Here is a 14,733-nt window from a genome sequence, read left to right as displayed (position 1 = left end):
CCCACCCCCACCTTCATCTGCCCGTCCAGCCCCCACCGCACGCGCCAGCCCCGGCCCCCGCATCCCGTATGCTGAGCAGCGATGAGCGCCGTGATCCACCTGCAAGCGCTCGGGCTGACCGAATACGAAGCCCGTGCCTACACCGCCCTCCTGGCCCTCGGGCGAGCCGTGCCCGCCCGCGTGGCCCGGCAGGCCGGTATTCCCCGGCCCAAGATCTACGAGACGCTCGAACGCCTCGAAGGCCGCGGCCTCGCCGCCAAGGTCGGCCAGAACCCCCTGGAGTACGCGCCCCTCAGCGCCCGCGAGTACCTCGCCCGCGCCCGCCGCTCCTTCGACGACCGCCTCGGCGCCCTCGACCGCGACCTGTCCCGCCTCGCCCCCGACCCCGCCCCGGAAGCCGTGTACCACCTGCACGGCGAGGCCGCCATCCGCAGCCTCTGCGAGGACCTGACCCTCAACGCCCGCCGCAGCCTCTACATGGCCGGCGAGGCCAGCTTCGCCGACCGGCTCGAACGCCTCACGCCACGCGGCGTCGAACTGCGCCGCACGCCCCTGACCGACCTGCCCAGCGTCGCCGCACACGGCCAGCGCGCCTTCCTGCTCGCCCGCGACGGCGAGGCCGCCCTGATCGCCCACTTCATCGACGAGGGCGGCACCGGCGAAGCCCACGGCGTCCACACCCACAACCCGGTCATCATTCACCTGATCGAAGGCTACGTGCAGCTCGCCGCGCAGACCACCGCCACCCGCACGACCGACTGACCCGCCCGCCCCGCCGCAGTTGACAGGTCAGGAAGTCGCTGTTAATCTATCTGAGCCTCCGACGAGGCAAGAGGGAAAAAGCGGGGCTGTGGCGCAGTTGGGAGCGCGTCTGAATGGCATTCAGAAGGTCAGGGGTTCGAATCCCCTCAGCTCCACCAAGGAACGCCCCCGCCCGCAGGCGGGGTTTTTTCAAGGCGATGTAGCTCAGCTGGTTAGAGCGAACGACTCATAATCGTTAGGTCCCCGGTTCAAGTCCGGGCATCGCCACCAAACACAGAAAATCCCCGTCCCGGACGGGGGTTTTTCTTTTATTCGCGAGTTCGCGGGTGGGGTGCGGCAGGTTCGCTTGAGTCGTGCCTGAAAGCAGGTCATAACGGGGGCATGCGGATTCCTTTCCTGTTGTGTCTGTCGCTGCTGTGCGGGGCCGGTGCCGTCGAACGCGTGCCGGGCACGGGCACGACGTACTCGGTTTCGCGGGACCCGATCACGGATGTCAACACGGGGTTCGTGGTGTTGCCGGAAGTGAACGACCGGACCGATCAGACGCGGTTCATCCTGCGCTGCTCGAACTATGACCGTCAGGAGTTGTGGGCCTGGATGAGTTCCAAGTTCCAGCTGTCCAGTCAGGAGGACGCCGACGCCGGCATCAAACCGGCGGTCACCATCCGGCTGGGGGACGATCCGCCTGTCGTGCTGAGTGACCGTGACCTGTCGGTGGTGCTGAACGGTGACGAGACGGTGGACACGACGGCGCTCGGGTTCAGCGGCGCGGTGGTGCGCCGCATCGTGAACGGCCTGAATGCCGGGAAACGCCTTGTGGTGCGCGTCAATCGGCCCGGTGGCGGTCAGGCCCTGACGTACACGTTCGCCGCGTCGGGCGTGAACACCGCCTGGGAGAAGGTGAACGGCTGCGCGCCGCAGCGGCCGGGGGCGGGGAGTGCCGCGCCGGGTCCGTTGACGGTCACGCCCGCGCCCGGCGCGCAGGCTCCCAAGTTCACCCGCTGGTACTTCACGACCTGCCGGGAGGCCGGGAGTGGCGTGACGCGCACGGGTCTGCTGGCCGGGCGGGCGCACCTGTGCGACCTGGTGATCGACACCGTTCCGAACGGCGCGCGTCCCGTCCGGGCCGAGTTCCGTTACGAGCTGGAGTACCGGGACGCGGCCCGCAGCGGCAAGATCACGCTGGACACCACGGATGTCTGGCCGCCGGCCGGGGGGACCAGCACGGCCCTGCGGCAGAGCGGCAGTCAGCTGATCTTCACGTTGCCGCTGAACGTCCGGGCCCGCGCCGACCGTGTGTACACCAGCCTGAACGTGACGGCCACCGTGTACTTCAGCAACGGCAGCAGCAAACGCGTGTACGAGCCGCTGCCTGTGCGGCCCTGAACCGCCCCGCCGCCGCCCGTCCGGTCAGTTGCCGGGGGTATCCGGGGCGGGTGGGGTGCCGGGTGGCGTGGCCGGAATGCTGGCCGGGTCTGCGGCGGGCGGGGGCGCGCCCCCGGTGTCCGGGGCGGGTGCCGGCTCGACCGGGTCGCTGCTGGGGGCGGGGTCGGTCTGTGCTGGCCCGCCGGGCGTTTTGGGGGTGGGCAGGGGCGGTTCGATGAAGGGGAGGTCCGCGTCGGGTGCGGCCGGGGCGGCGGGGGGTGTGACGGGTGCGGGCGTGTTTTCCGGTTGCCCTGCGGTCAGCCGGGTGCCGGTGGCGGGCGCGGTGGCCTGCGCGGCTGGGGTGCGGGCCGGTGCGCTGCGGGCCGGCTGAGGCGGGGTGGCGGCCAGGCGGGGCTGGGTCGTGCGGGTCTGAACGGCGGCGGTGGCCTGTGCCGGTGCTGCTGGTGCTGCCGGGGCGGGTGCCGCGCCGGTCACGGTGACGCGCGGCGCGACCGGTGCCGGGATGGGCCGTGGCGTGACGGTGGCCGCCACGCGCGGGGCTGGGCGCGCCGGGGTCGCAGCGTCTGTTGCCGTTCCGGCCGCGACCGTCCGGGCCGCCTCGACCGGGGTGGGCGCGGCGGCGGTCTGCGCGGGAGCTTCCCGCTGTCCCAGCGTGAGGGCCGCAGCGGTCAGGGCGGCGACCCCCAGCAGGCCCCCGGCGACCCAGGGCAGCGGCAGGCGGCGCGCTGCCCGCACGGGCGCCGCAGGAGACGGGGCCGGCTGGGCGGGCGTGTGGACGGGGGGAGGGGAGACCGGGCCGGGCCGGGGGTCGGCCATGACCACCTCGGTGATCGGGCCGCGCGGGGCGGCCACCCCGGTCAGCAGGACACCGTCGTCCGGCCCGAATCCGTCGTCTGGATTGAATCCGTCGTCTGGTCCGAAGTCCTCGGTGGTCCCCGTCGCCCCGGCGGACTCCGGTTCCAGACCGGCGTCCGACTCGCGGACCTGTCCGAACCCGGTGTCCAGATTGAATTCCTGACCGAAGTCGGTGTCCCCTCCGGAGTGGCTGTCCGGGCTGGGTGGAGATGGCAGGGCCGTGGCGCCAGTCAGGACCGGTGCGGTCCACAGGACTGGAGCCGTTTCCGGAACCGGGAGGGGCAGGCGGGTGTGCAGGGACGCGGTCCGGGCGGGCAGCGGGTCGGGGCGCCGCCGCTCATGGTGACGACTGGCGGCCACGCCCGTCAGGGTGTCGATGGCCCGCTGCACGGCCAGCTGGTGCTCCCCGGTCTGCTGCGCCTCGCCGGCCGGGGCGTTCAGGGCGTGCAGGTCGCGGTTCAGGTCTTGGGCCTGCGCGGCCAGCAACAGCTGATCGGCGGCGTGCCGCACCCGCACGGCCAGCCCGGCGCCGTCCGGACGGGGTTGCTGCTGCCGGGCCGCGACGTCCTGCGCCGCCTCCCGCAACTGGGCGCGCAGGTCCCCGGTCACGGCGTCCAGTTGCCGGGCCGGGTCGGTCCACGCCTGCGGGTCGCCGGCCAGTTGCGTTTCCAGGCGGGCCTGCATGGCCTGCATCATCGCGGCGCGCAGGTCGTCCTCGGACAGGCGGGACGTCCGTTCGGGCAGGCGCGTGTCCTCCACGCTCAGGTACGGCCCGAGGGGGTTCAGGCGCAGCGTCTCGGGCGCACGGTAACGCGGCGGCGGCACGAACCCGACCTCCAGCGCGTGCCCCTGATCGGCGCTCAGGGCGTAGTGGCCGTGCGGGTCGGTGACGGCGCGCAGTTCGCTGGCGCCCGCCTGCGCCCACACCTGCACGCCGGGAACGCCCTGCCCGTCCAGGGCGCTCAGGACCCGGCCCCGCAGGAACGCCAGCCGGGCCGGGCGCACGTCCAGCCGCGCGATCAGGGCGGCGCGGTCCAGCAGCGCCGGCCCGCCCGACTGCACCGAGGCGCGCAGCGCGCCGGCCAGGGCGTCCGGGTCGCCGGCCGGCACCAGCCTGACGTCTGGCAGTGGCAGTGTGTCCGGCAGTGGTGGGGCGTCCGGGTCCGCGCCGGGCGTGACGAGCGTCACCGTGAGGTCCGCGCCGCCGGGCAGCAGCTCCCGCAGCCGGGCCGCCAGCGCGAGCGTGCCGGGCCGGTCGCCGTCCAGGTCGATCAGGTCCGCCCCGCCCGGCCCGAGCAGCAGCGCCGGCACCCGCCGGTCGTTCAGGCCGGGCAGGGCGACGTCCAGCAGCGCGCTCGTGTCCGGAGCGGCGCGCAGCACACGCCCGAGCGCCAGGGTCAGTTCCTCGGTCAGGGTCGCGTGCAGCGGGCCGGGACCGGTCAGGAGGCGGCCGGTCGCCGGCAGGTGATCCGCGTCCGGGGTGCCGGTCATGCGGGCCGCCCGGAGCCGGAGCGGCGCGGAACCGGAAGGGCAACGGAACGGAGGGAGAACCGGGCGGCGCAGCAGGACATTGCCGTGAGTCTAGAGCAGTTCCCGCCGCGACCGCTGCCGGAAACGGGTGGGGGCGGAACTGCAATCCGCACCGGCATTCGTCTCGGCCCGGCCCGCCTAGAATGCCTGTCATGTCCGACGGTTCCCCCAGCACCCCTTCCATCCCCCTGACCCGCGGCGAGGTGCCGCGTGACGCGCTCGTGGCGTGGCTGAACGACTACCTGAACGTCGGCGCGTACCCGGACCCCAGCCTGAACGGCCTGCAGATCGGCGGGACCAACGTGATCCGCCGCGTGGCCGTCAGCGTGGACACCAGCCTCAAGACCCTGCAACACGCGGCCGACAGCGGCGCGGACCTGCTGATCGCCCACCACGGCCTGTTCTGGGGCCAGCCGCTGGCCGTGACCGGCCCGCACCGCGAGCGGCTGCGCGCGGCCCTGTCGGCGGACCTGAACCTGTACGTGTCGCACATCCCGCTGGACGCCCACCCGGAGGTCGGGAACAACGCCATGATCGCCCGCGCCCTGACCCTCCAGAACCTGCGGCCCTTCGGGGACTGGCAGGGCCAGAAGATCGGACTGGCCGGCGAACTGCCCTTCGAGCAGACCCTCCAGGACTTCGCGGACCGCGTGCAGAAACTCACCGGCGAGATCTGCCTCGTGCACGGCGGCGGTCAGTCGCCCACCGTGCGCCGCCTGGGTGTCCTGAGCGGCAGCGGGGCTGGCAGTGTCGCCGAGGCGGCCACCATGGGCCTGGACACCCTGCTGACCGGCGAACCGGAACACAAGCACTTCCATGACGCCTTCGAGTACGGCGTGAACGTCGTGTACGCCGGCCACTACGAGACGGAGGTCTTCGGCGTGCGCGCCCTGGCCGCCCGCCTGGAAGACGAGTTCGGGCTGGCGTGGCAGTTCCTGCACCACCCCACTGGCCTGTGATACGGACTGTTTCGCTGACCAACCGGAACATCGCCGGACTGCCGACTTCACGTCCGGAGTCCGTGTGACGGGACCGGTCCCCACCCCGCCCGGCGGCCTGTTCATCTCCTTCGAGGGGCCCGAGGGCGCCGGCAAGAGCACGCAGCTGGCGCGCCTCGCCGCGCAGTTACAGGCCCACGGGCAGGCGCACGCCGTCACCCGCGAGCCCGGCGGCACTCCACTGGGCCTGCGGGTCCGCGAGGTGCTGCTGGACCCGGCCCTGACCATCGACCCCCTGCCGGAATTCCTGCTGTACTCGGCCAGTCGCGCCCAGCTGGTCCGCAACGTCGTCCGCCCGGCCCTGGCACGCGGCGAGGTCGTCATCTGCGACCGTTACGCCGACTCCAGCCTCGCGTACCAGGGCGGCGGGCGCGGCCTGGACGCCGGCCTGCTGGAGCAGATCACGCGCGAGGCGACCGGCGGGCTCACGCCGCACCTGACGGTCCTGCTCGACCTGGACCCGGCCGTGGGCCTGGAACGCGCCGCCCGCCGGGGGCAACCCGACCGGCTGGAACAGGCGGACCTGGACTTTCACCGCCGGGTCCGGCAGGCCTTCCTGACCCTGGCCGCCGCCGACCCGACGCGCTTCCTGATCCTGGACGCCACGCAGGATCAGGACACCCTGGCCGCCCAGGTGTGGCAGGCCGTGCAGGCCCGCCTGCCCTGACCGACTGATACGGACTCCGATTGAATGGGCTGCAAAGCCCGCTGGGTCCGAGCGAAGCGAGTGGGAGAGAAACGGGTTCCGGACGTGAAGCTGACAACCCGGCGATGTTCCGGGTTGTCGGCGAAACAAACGGAACCCGTATGACCCTGGATGGCCGGGTCAGCGGCGGGGCGCGGCGCGGCCACCCACGCCCGGATCGACCTTCAGGCCCGGCACCTTCACCTCGAACAGCGTGCTCCAGCGTTTGCCGGTCAGCAGCAGCGTGCCGCGTTCCGGCACGAAGGCGATCCCGTTGGGTACGTCGTCGAACGTCAGGGGCTGCCCGGCGCGGGTGGCGGCGGCACTCGCCTCGCGCGCCAGGGCGCTCAGGTCCAGCCACGCCGTGACCCGGCCGCTCTGCGGGTCGATCCGCGCGATCCGGTCGGTCAGCCACACGTTCGCGTACACGCTGCCCTGCGCGTACTCCAGTTCGTTCAGGTTCCGGACCGGCTGCCCCTGATCCGTCACCCGCAGGCTGCGCGTGACACGGAACGTTTTCGGATCCCGCCACGCCAGCGTGGACGAGCCGTTACTCATGATCAGCTGCCGCCCGTCGCTGGTCAGGCCCCAGCCCTCGCCGGAGTACCGCAGGCGGCCGGTTTCCTTCAGGGTCGCCGCGTCGAACGTGAACGCCACGCCGTCCTGCCACGTCAGGTGGTACGCCACGTTCCCCAGCACGGTCACGCCCTCGCCGAACGCGGTCGCCAGCGGCGTCGCCGTCTGCGTCAGGACCCGGCCGGACTTCAGGTCCACGCGCCGCACCCCGGACTTCCCGACCTGCCCGGTACTCTCGACCAGCACGCCGCTCCCCAGGTACTGCAGGCCCTGCGTGAAGGCGTCCCGGTCATGCGGGTAACGGGCCGTGACGGTCGGCACGAGCGTGGGAACGGCCGCAGCCGGGGCCGTCTGGGCCGCGCCGGGCATCAGCAGGAACCCGGCCGCCAGCAGGGGAGACATCAACAGGGAAAGGACACGCGCGCGCACGCCCCCATGGTAGACGCTGCGCGGCCTCCCGACCCCCCTTTACACTTCCTGAATCTGAAAACCTCCTGAATCTGGACACGTCCTGAATCTGGCGCCGCCCAGCCGGGAGCGGCCGGTCAGACCCGTTCCAGCGCCAGGGCCGCGCCCTCCCGCACCGCCGCGTGCGGGTCGTCCAGCAGTGCCCGCACGTGGCCCGGCTCATTCCACTGGCCCAGCGCCCAGGCGGCCGCCTCGCGCACCTCCCAGGCGGGGTCCTGCGCGCCCAGCAGCAGCAGCGGCCAGCCCTGCGGCGCGCGGGTGTTGCCCAGCACCGTCAGGGCGTTGCGGGCCATGCCCTTGCGCCGGGGCCGCAGGAACGCCGTGCCCGCCCACTGCCGCTCGAACTCGCGTTCGCTGATCCCGAAGAACCGGCCCAGGTCCGGGTGCGCCAGCTCCGGGTCGGGCTTCAGCAACCGCGCGAGCGGCCCGGCCTTCACGGTCCAGGGGCAGACCTCGCTGCACACGTCGCAGCCGAACAGCCAGTCGCCCACCCCGGCCCGCAGGTCGGGCGGCACCGGCCCCCGGTGCTCGATGGTCAGGTACGACACGCAGCGCCGCGCGTCGATGGCGCGGTCCGGGCCGATCGCGCCGGTCGGGCAGGCCGTCACGCAGCGCAGGCAGCGGCCGCAGCGGTCCGGGTGCGCCACGCCGCCGTCCGGGGCGGGCAGGTCGGTCAGGACGACCGCCAGGGTCACGAACGCGCCCAGCCCCGTGTTGATGGTCATGCCGGACCGGCCGCGCCAGCCCAGCCCCGCCCCGGACGCGAACAGCCGCTCCATGACCGGCCCGTGATCCACGTACCCGCGCGCCCGCACGCCCAGCGCCGCCGCCTCCTGCTCCAGGCGGGACAGGACCGGCTGCAACTGCTCGTGGTAGTCCGGCGTCCAGGCGTAGCGCGCCACCCGGCCCACCCGCACGCCCCCGTTCGGCACCACCGGCGGCGCGAAGGCGTGCGACACGCCCAGCACGAGCACGCTCCCCACGCCCGGCAGCCGCTGGGACGGGTCGGCCCGCACCGGCAACTGTCGTTCCAGGTAGGTCATGCCCGCGTGCCGTCCGGCGTCCAGCCACCCCGCGTACTCGTCCACGGCCGCGAGCGGCACCTGCGCGGGCGCCCAGCCCACGGCGTCCGCCCCCAGGCTCAGGGCGAGGTCGGACAGCCGGTCATGCGGTGAAGCGCTCATCGCCGCGCAGTATGCCGCGCCGACCCCACCACAAAGGGAAGGGGCCGCACCCTGACAGCGGCGCGGCCCCTCTGGCAGCAGAACCCTCGCGGATTCCGACCTGCATGATGCGTGACCGTTCAGGTCCGGGCGAAGTAGACCGCCCGGACCGGGGTTACAGCGTTTCCTTGGCCAGGGCCCAGGCGTGCTCGAACACCCCGCCGCGTTCCGGGCGGGCCATGACGCGCGCCAGTCCCTCGGCCAGCGTCATGGTGGGCACCACGACCTCGGATTCGCGGTTCACGCCGTCCCAGCGGCACTCCAGGCGCACCACGTCGTTCCCGCCGCTGGTCTCGGCGCTCAGGGCGAAGCGCACGCCGTCGCCCAGCAGTTCCGCGCCGCACAGGTCGCCGTTCTCGCGCCCGCAGCGGCCCGAACGGAACGTCACGCCCCGCAGGTCCGTCCAGCCCAGCGTGCTGGCAATGAAGCCCGCGTACAGCCGCGCCGGCAGGTCCTTCTTCCCGGCGTGCCGCACGACCAGCCGGTCGATGCGCGGCAACTGCCGGGCGGCGTCCGGACTGTCGAACACCTGCGCCAGCGCCTCACGCCACGGCGCCGAGCGGCTCCAGCCCAGGTCCGCCAGCGCGTAGTGCCGCGAGGGCGGCATGTCCAGCGTCAGGCTGTCCACGATCACCTGATCGGCCAGGTCCGTCAGTTCGGTCAGCAGCGTGCCGCCGGGCCGGCTGTCCGCACCCCACCAGACGTGGTTCACGGTGGCCGGGCGGATCAGGGGCAGGATCGCGCCCTGAAGCTGCTCGGGGCTGGCTTCCAGCGTCAGGCGTTCCACGTACAGCCCGCCGCGCTGCGGCACCAGACTGGCGTGCACGGTCAGGTCGTCCGTGCCGTCCATCACGCCGATGATCTGCCGCCCGGCGTAACGGCCTTCCAGGCCCGCCAGGGCTTCCTGCACGCGCCCCAGGTGTTTTTTCACGGTCAGCGCGATGATGTTCCCGGTGTACGCGCGGGTCTCGACGTTCGTCTGCGCCCACAGTTCGTCCAGCGTGACCTGGGCCTTGCGGACGGTGGTGTCCACCGGGCCCAGCGGTTTCAGGTCGGTTGCGTAGGTCATGGGTGCCCTCCGGGCAGACGGATGGCGGACGGCGAGTGGCTGATGGCTGATGGCGGATGGCGGATGGGGAGGATCTGATCCATCACCGGTCCTCCATACTTCAGCGTCTTCACAGGCGCCGCCAGCGGCGGTCGTCGCCCATCAGTTCGTCCGCCTCGTCGGGCCCCCAGGTGCCGGCCGTGTAGTTCGGGAAGTCCGGTCCCTTCTCACGGCGACCCGGCTCGGCCTCCCAGACGTCCAGGATGCCGCTCACGATCTGCCACGCCAGGTCCACCTCGTCCTCGCGGGGGAACAGCGTGGCGTCGCCCAGCATCGCGTCGAGCAGCAGGCGCGAGTATGGGCTTTCCAGTTGCGCGCCGAACGCGTCGTAGCGGAAGTCCATGACCACCTCGCGCAGCACCATCTCCTGCCCCGGCGTCTTGGAGCTGAACTTGAGGCTCACGCCCTCGTCCGGCTGGATGCGGAAGGCCAGCACGTTGCGTTCCAGACCGCCGGGGAAGATGCCCAGCGGCGGGCGTTTGAACACCACGGCGATCTCCGTGACCTTCTTCGGCAGCCGCTTCCCGGTGCGCAGGAAGAACGGCACGCCCTGCCAGCGCCAGTTGTCCACTTCCAGTTTCAAGGCCACGTAGGTGGGCGTGACGCTGCCCTCCTTCACGTTCGGTTCCTCGCGGTAGCCCGGCACCTTCTCGCCGTACATGGTGCCCGGACCGTACTGCCCGCGCACCGCGACCGACTTCACGCGGCCCGACGGGATCTCCTTGACGGCGCGCAGCACCTTCACCTTCTCGTCGCGGATGGCGTCCGCGTCGAAGGCGGCCGGGGGTTCCATGGCGGTCAGCGCGAACAGCTGCATCAGGTGGTTCTGAAGCATGTCGCGCACCACGCCCGCCTCCTCGTAGTACCCGGCGCGCCCTTCCAGGCCCAGGTCCTCGCTGGCGGTGATCTGCACGTGATCCACGTACCCACGGTTCCACAGCGGCTCGAAGATGGCGTTCCCGAAGCGGATCGCCATCAGGTTCTGCACGGTCTCCTTGCCCAGGTAGTGGTCGATGCGGTACACCTGCGACTCGTCCCAGACGCGGTGGATGGTGTCGTTCAGCGCGCGGGCGCTGGCCAGATCGTGCCCGAAGGGCTTCTCGATCACCAGCCGGCGCCAGCCCTCGCTCTGATCCGCCAGTTCCAGGCGGCCCAGACCGTTGCTGATCGGCTCGAACAGGCTGGGCGGGGTCGAGAGGTAGAACAGCGCGTTCTTGCGGCCCCCGTGCGCCTCCTCGGCGCGGTCGAGTTCGCGGCCCAGCTTGGCGTACACCTCGTCCCCGGCGAAATCACCGAACTCGTAGTACAGCAGCTCGCGGAACTTCTCCAGGCTGCCCGGCTGGATGGCGTCGGTCTCCTTGCTGTCCTTGAGGGCCTGGATGGCGTAATCCTTGAACTGCTCGTCCGTCATCTCCTGACGGCCCACGCCCACGATGTTGAAAGCACTCCCAAGCAGGCCGTCCTGCCACAGGCCGAACACGGCGGGCAGCAGCTTGCGGCGCGACAGGTCGCCGGTCGCGCCGAAGATCACCAGCATGGCCGGTTCCGGCGCGCGGTTGCGGCGCATCAGCGCCCGGAAGGGATTCTGGCCGTCATGACCGGGCGCGGCGCCGCGCTTGCCCTTGCCCTTGCGGGGCGCGGAGGTCTGCGCGGTCTTCACGCTGGCTCCCCGCCGCGCCGGAGCGGCCTGCGACACGCCCACCGTGCGCGCCGCGAGGTCCGACTCCACATTCGCCTGCACGTTCGCCGCGACCTTGCTCTTGCTGCCCGCCGCCTTGCTGGCCGTGGTCTTGCCGGCGGTCTTGGCAGTCGCCTTGCTGGCTGCCTTGCCGGCTGGGGTCTTGGCAGCGGCCTTGCTCACGGTGGCTTTCGCTGCGGCGGGCTTCTTCGGCGCCGCCTTCGTCGTGGCGGGGCTGCTGGCCGGTTTCTTGGGGGCGCTCATTCGTCGCCTTTCACGCGCTGCTGGCCGGTTTCACCGAGCTGTTCGGCGCTGCTGCCGGTGCCGCCGCCCCCCTGACCGATGTTGGCGGGCGCGGCGGCGCTGGGGTCCTGACCGGCCTGCACTTCCGGCACCAGTCCCTCCTGGCGGGGCGTCTCGATGGTCTTGACCGCGTGACCGCCGAAGGCGCGGCGCATGGCCGAGAGCATCTGCCCGGCGTAACTGACTTCCTGCTGGCTGCGGAACCGCATCTGCGTGGCGAGCGTGATGACCGGCGTGGGCACGCCCAGCTCCACCGAGTCGATGATCGTCCAGCGGCCCTCGCCGCTGTCGGCCACGTAGTCCGAGAGGGCCTCGAACTCGGCCTTGTTCTGCAGCGCCTCGGCCGTCAGGTCCAGCAGCCAGGAACGCACGACGCTGCCGTGACGCCACAGCTCGGCGATCTGCGCCATGTCGAGGTTGAAGTCGGTCTTGGCGCGCATCAGCTCGAAGCCCTCGGCGTAGGCCTGCATCATGCCGTACTCGATGCCGTTGTGGACCATCTTCACGTAGTGGCCGCTGCCGGCCGGTCCCATGCGACCCCAGCCACGGTCGGGCGCGGGCGCCAGCGCCTCGAACACCGGGCGCAGGCGCTCGACGGCCTGCTCGTCGCCGCCGATCATCAGGGCGTAGCCTTCCTTCAGGCCCCACACGCCGCCGGACGTGCCGACGTCCACGAAGTGCAGGCCGCGTTCGGCGAGGGCCTCGGCACGCTGGACGCTGTCTTTGTAGTTGCTGTTGCCGCCGTCGATGATGATGTCGCCCGGTGCGAGCCGCCCGGCGAGGTCGTCGATGACCTGCTGGGTGATCTTCCCGGCGGGCACCATGAGCCACACGGCGCGCTGACCGCTCTCGCCGAGCGAGGCGATCAGGTCGTCCATGGAGCGTGCGCCGCGCGCGCCCTGCGCCTCGATGTGCGCGACGCTCTCCTCGCTGCGGTCGTAGCCCGTGACCTCGATGCCGCCGCGTGTCAGGCGCAGCACCATGTTGCCGCCCATCTTGCCGAGTCCAATCATGCCGATCTTCATTGCGTGACCTCCTGACCATGCCGGAATCGTTTCCATCCCGGTGGCCTTACCGCCCGCCACTATACGACTCCGCCTGCGTGGCTCCGCCCTTCGCCAGATCACGTTTCGGGCGGCGGGATACGGACTGCCGTCTCCACGTCCGGGGGGGCGTGTGGCTCCCACTCTGCGGGGCCGCTCTCCGGGTCGCTTCGCTCGGACCCAGCGGGCTTCGCAGCCCATTCAACCGGAGTCCGTCTGACCAATGGTGCGGACACTGTTCCAGCGCCAGAGGGGCAAAAGCATGGACAACGTCTTCTGTCACGCCATGCCTGCTCACCCCCTCCCCGCCTCCCCCCTCGAGGGGGAGGGGCAAACAGCGCGTGTTCATCGCTGGTCTGCCCGGAAGGGATGAACCTGTTCGCACCATGGATGACCCTGCGGGGGGCACTCCCGCTGCCACAGCCAGCAGGGAGCGTTGACAGATAGTCGTTGAAACGACTAATTTGAGGGAGGTCCAGCAGCCCTGCCCCGACCACCCACCTTCGCCCGCGTCCCCCACGCAGGAACGCCCGCACCCCCACCCCCCACGCCCCGCCCGCCGGGAGACAATGACCCCCGACATGACACCTGCCTCCACCCCAACGCCCTCCAACCTGCCCGGCACACCCGGCAGCCCCGAACACACCACCTACCTCGCCCTGCAACGCCTCGCCCTGCGCCAGCAGCACGAGACGGCCGAACTGCTGCGCGACTACGACCTCAGCGGACCCCAGTTCAACGTGCTGCGCATCCTGCGCGGCGCCGGGGAAGGCGGCCTGACCTGCAGCGAGATCAGCGAACGCCTGCTCGTCCACGACCCGGACGTCACCCGCCTGCTCGACCGCCTCCAGAAAGCCGGACTGGTCCGCCGCGACCGCGATCGCCCGGACCGCCGCGTCGTCGCCACGCGCCTCACCGACCAGGGCCGCGCCCTGCTGACCCGCATCGACCAGCCCATCTCCGCCCTGCACGCCCGGCAGTTCGCGCACCTGACCCCCACGCAACTCCAGCAGCTGCTCACGCTGCTGACCCCCCCACCCGAGGACACCCCATGACCACCACCGCCACCACCCACCACACCGACCTCGCCCTGCTGACCGTCCGCCTCGCCACCGGCCTGATCTTCGTGATGCACGGCGCGCAGAAGATCTTCACGTACACCCTGCCCGGCACCACCCAGGCCTTCACGCAGATGGGCGCCCCCCTGCCCGCCCTCAGCGCCCCCCTGGTCGCCGGGGCCGAACTGATCGGCGGTCTGCTGCTGATCGCCGGCATCCTGACCCGCTGGGCCGGCGGCGCCCTGAGCCTGATCATGCTGGGCGCCATCGCTCTGGTTCACCTGAAAGCCGGGTTCTTCAACCCCAACGGCGTGGAATTCCCGCTGAGCCTGCTGGCCGCCACCGTCGCCCTGACCCTCGCCGGCCCCGGCCGTTACCGCGTGCCGGGCCTGCCCGCCTGAACCGACCCCCGCCGGACCCCACCTGCCGCCCGGACCGGGCGACGTGCCGGATAGACTGAGTGCATGGGCGGTCATCTGTGGTGGTACGTCGAACCCTACGAACCGGACGTCGCAGTCGTCCTGCAACGGGTCCGGCAGCGTGAATTCCAGGCGGGCCGCTACTCGCCGGTCATCCCCGTTCCGGCATTCCCGGTCACGGCGCACTCGCCGGCCGCCGGACCGGACCACGACAGCATCGAAGACGCCCTTGAAGCCGCAGACGCGCAGGGCACCCGCACGATCCTGGACGTGCCGGGACTCGCCGACAGCGACGACGACTGGGGCATGAGACCGCCGGACCGCGAAACGCTGCTGGACCTGTTCGGCACCACCCGGCCGGCCCTGGCGCAGGTGCAGGCCAGTGACCGGCTGACCGAATCCCTGGACCGGGGCGAGAGTCTCTACGTCGTCGCCTACGAGGGCGGGCAGCCGGCGTACCTGTACTTCACCGGGTACTCCTACGACTGATACGGACTCCGATTGAACGGGATGTAAAGCCCGCTGGGTCCGAGCGGAAGCGACTCGTAGAGCTGCCCCGCAGAGTGGGCGAGCACTGGACCCGGACGGAAGGGGCAGCGCGGGCCGTTCCATCCGTCCGGGCCGCGTATGCTCCGCTGCCG

At 71.7% G+C, this 14,733-nt stretch carries 13 protein-coding genes and 2 tRNA genes; 9 read left to right on the top strand and 6 right to left on the bottom strand.

Going from position 1 to position 14,733, the window contains the following annotated elements:
• Positions 1-81 precede the first annotated feature (81 nt).
• The 4 genes from CBQ26_RS17820 to CBQ26_RS17805 all read left to right on the top strand — a co-directional run bounded on the left by CBQ26_RS17820 (position 82) and on the right by CBQ26_RS17805 (position 2,148).
• Positions 82-762 (top strand): TrmB family transcriptional regulator, encoded by a 681-nt coding sequence (locus tag CBQ26_RS17820; RefSeq protein ID WP_088249963.1) that lies wholly within the window; start codon positions 82-84, stop codon positions 760-762.
• 82 nt (positions 763-844) lie between these two features.
• Positions 845-920, top strand: a tRNA-Ala gene (locus CBQ26_RS17815).
• Between the two features lie 35 nt (positions 921-955).
• Positions 956-1,032: transfer RNA gene (locus tag CBQ26_RS17810), tRNA-Met, on the top strand.
• Positions 1,033-1,143: 111 nt separating this feature from the next.
• Positions 1,144-2,148, top strand: a complete 1,005-nt coding sequence (locus CBQ26_RS17805) for a hypothetical protein (protein WP_088249962.1) — start codon at positions 1,144-1,146, stop codon at positions 2,146-2,148.
• A gap of 24 nt (positions 2,149-2,172) precedes the next feature.
• Here the strand turns inward: CBQ26_RS17805 and CBQ26_RS17800 are convergent, their stop codons facing one another.
• Positions 2,173-4,494: a hypothetical protein gene (locus tag CBQ26_RS17800; protein ID WP_088249961.1), complete on the bottom strand. Its 2,322-nt coding sequence runs from the start codon at positions 4,492-4,494 to the stop codon at positions 2,173-2,175.
• A gap of 191 nt (positions 4,495-4,685) precedes the next feature.
• Here CBQ26_RS17800 and CBQ26_RS17795 point away from each other — a divergent pair, with 191 nt between their 5' ends.
• Together CBQ26_RS17795 and tmk are read left to right on the top strand one after the other, a co-directional pair.
• Positions 4,686-5,492 (top strand): Nif3-like dinuclear metal center hexameric protein, encoded by an 807-nt coding sequence (locus CBQ26_RS17795; protein WP_172418152.1) that lies wholly within the window; start codon positions 4,686-4,688, stop codon positions 5,490-5,492.
• A gap of 64 nt (positions 5,493-5,556) precedes the next feature.
• Entirely contained in the window at positions 5,557-6,198 is a 642-nt protein-coding gene (gene tmk, locus CBQ26_RS17790; RefSeq protein WP_088249959.1) for a dTMP kinase, read from the top strand.
• Between the two features lie 159 nt (positions 6,199-6,357).
• Here tmk and CBQ26_RS17785 read toward each other — a convergent pair whose 3' ends face one another.
• From CBQ26_RS17785 to gnd, 5 genes are all read right to left on the bottom strand, one after another.
• The gene (locus tag CBQ26_RS17785) at positions 6,358-7,161 is read right to left on the bottom strand and encodes a glutaminyl-peptide cyclotransferase (RefSeq protein WP_229843982.1); all 804 of its coding nucleotides are present in this window, start codon (positions 7,159-7,161) and stop codon (positions 6,358-6,360) included.
• A gap of 176 nt (positions 7,162-7,337) precedes the next feature.
• The gene (gene queG / locus CBQ26_RS17780) at positions 7,338-8,444 is read right to left on the bottom strand and encodes a tRNA epoxyqueuosine(34) reductase QueG (protein ID WP_088249957.1); all 1,107 of its coding nucleotides are present in this window, start codon (positions 8,442-8,444) and stop codon (positions 7,338-7,340) included.
• A 154-nt stretch (positions 8,445-8,598) separates the two neighbouring features.
• The gene (locus CBQ26_RS17775) at positions 8,599-9,552 is read right to left on the bottom strand and encodes a glucose-6-phosphate dehydrogenase assembly protein OpcA (protein WP_088249956.1); all 954 of its coding nucleotides are present in this window, start codon (positions 9,550-9,552) and stop codon (positions 8,599-8,601) included.
• Positions 9,553-9,661: 109 nt separating this feature from the next.
• Entirely contained in the window at positions 9,662-11,158 is a 1,497-nt protein-coding gene (gene zwf, locus CBQ26_RS17770; protein WP_216360388.1) for a glucose-6-phosphate dehydrogenase, read from the bottom strand.
• 371 nt (positions 11,159-11,529) lie between these two features.
• Positions 11,530-12,597, bottom strand: a complete 1,068-nt coding sequence (gene gnd / locus CBQ26_RS17765) for a phosphogluconate dehydrogenase (NAD(+)-dependent, decarboxylating) (protein ID WP_088249954.1) — start codon at positions 12,595-12,597, stop codon at positions 11,530-11,532.
• A gap of 599 nt (positions 12,598-13,196) precedes the next feature.
• On the opposite strand from gnd, the gene CBQ26_RS17760 reads away from it, so the two are divergent.
• The 3 genes from CBQ26_RS17760 to CBQ26_RS17750 all read left to right on the top strand — a co-directional run bounded on the left by CBQ26_RS17760 (position 13,197) and on the right by CBQ26_RS17750 (position 14,581).
• On the top strand, positions 13,197-13,670 hold the full coding sequence (locus CBQ26_RS17760) for a MarR family winged helix-turn-helix transcriptional regulator (RefSeq protein ID WP_172418163.1): 474 nt from the start codon (positions 13,197-13,199) through the stop codon (positions 13,668-13,670).
• Complete coding sequence (locus CBQ26_RS17755; RefSeq protein ID WP_088249953.1) at positions 13,667-14,074, top strand: DoxX family protein; 408 nt, start codon at positions 13,667-13,669, stop codon at positions 14,072-14,074. Before CBQ26_RS17760 ends, CBQ26_RS17755 begins: the two co-directional genes overlap by 4 nt.
• A gap of 63 nt (positions 14,075-14,137) precedes the next feature.
• Positions 14,138-14,581, top strand: a complete 444-nt coding sequence (locus CBQ26_RS17750; protein ID WP_088249952.1) for a hypothetical protein — start codon at positions 14,138-14,140, stop codon at positions 14,579-14,581.
• The last annotated feature ends 152 nt before the right edge of the window (positions 14,582-14,733 follow it).

Source organism: Deinococcus indicus, from assembly GCF_002198095.1.
In the GTDB taxonomy this organism is placed as follows: domain Bacteria; phylum Deinococcota; class Deinococci; order Deinococcales; family Deinococcaceae; genus Deinococcus; species Deinococcus caeni.
Note: the sequence above shows the minus strand (reverse complement) of the source record. Positions and strands in the feature narration are given on the sequence as shown.

Excerpts from the sequence above, each read along its gene's own strand:
- CBQ26_RS17820 (WP_088249963.1), top strand. The coding sequence starts at position 82 with ATGAGCGCCGTGATCCACCTGCAAGCGCTCGGGCTGACCGAATACGAA.
- CBQ26_RS17805 (WP_088249962.1), top strand. The coding sequence starts at position 1,144 with ATGCGGATTCCTTTCCTGTTGTGTCTGTCGCTGCTGTGCGGGGCCGGT.
- CBQ26_RS17800 (WP_088249961.1), bottom strand. The coding sequence starts at position 4,494 with ATGACCGGCACCCCGGACGCGGATCACCTGCCGGCGACCGGCCGCCTC.
- CBQ26_RS17795 (WP_172418152.1), top strand. The coding sequence starts at position 4,686 with ATGTCCGACGGTTCCCCCAGCACCCCTTCCATCCCCCTGACCCGCGGC.
- CBQ26_RS17785 (WP_229843982.1), bottom strand. The coding sequence starts at position 7,161 with ATGCCCGGCGCGGCCCAGACGGCCCCGGCTGCGGCCGTTCCCACGCTC.
- queG (WP_088249957.1), bottom strand. The coding sequence starts at position 8,444 with ATGAGCGCTTCACCGCATGACCGGCTGTCCGACCTCGCCCTGAGCCTG.
- CBQ26_RS17775 (WP_088249956.1), bottom strand. The coding sequence starts at position 9,552 with ATGACCTACGCAACCGACCTGAAACCGCTGGGCCCGGTGGACACCACC.
- zwf (WP_216360388.1), bottom strand. The coding sequence starts at position 11,158 with ATGCGCCGCAACCGCGCGCCGGAACCGGCCATGCTGGTGATCTTCGGC.
- gnd (WP_088249954.1), bottom strand. The coding sequence starts at position 12,597 with ATGAAGATCGGCATGATTGGACTCGGCAAGATGGGCGGCAACATGGTG.
- CBQ26_RS17760 (WP_172418163.1), top strand. The coding sequence starts at position 13,197 with ATGACACCTGCCTCCACCCCAACGCCCTCCAACCTGCCCGGCACACCC.
- CBQ26_RS17755 (WP_088249953.1), top strand. The coding sequence starts at position 13,667 with ATGACCACCACCGCCACCACCCACCACACCGACCTCGCCCTGCTGACC.
- CBQ26_RS17750 (WP_088249952.1), top strand. The coding sequence starts at position 14,138 with ATGGGCGGTCATCTGTGGTGGTACGTCGAACCCTACGAACCGGACGTC.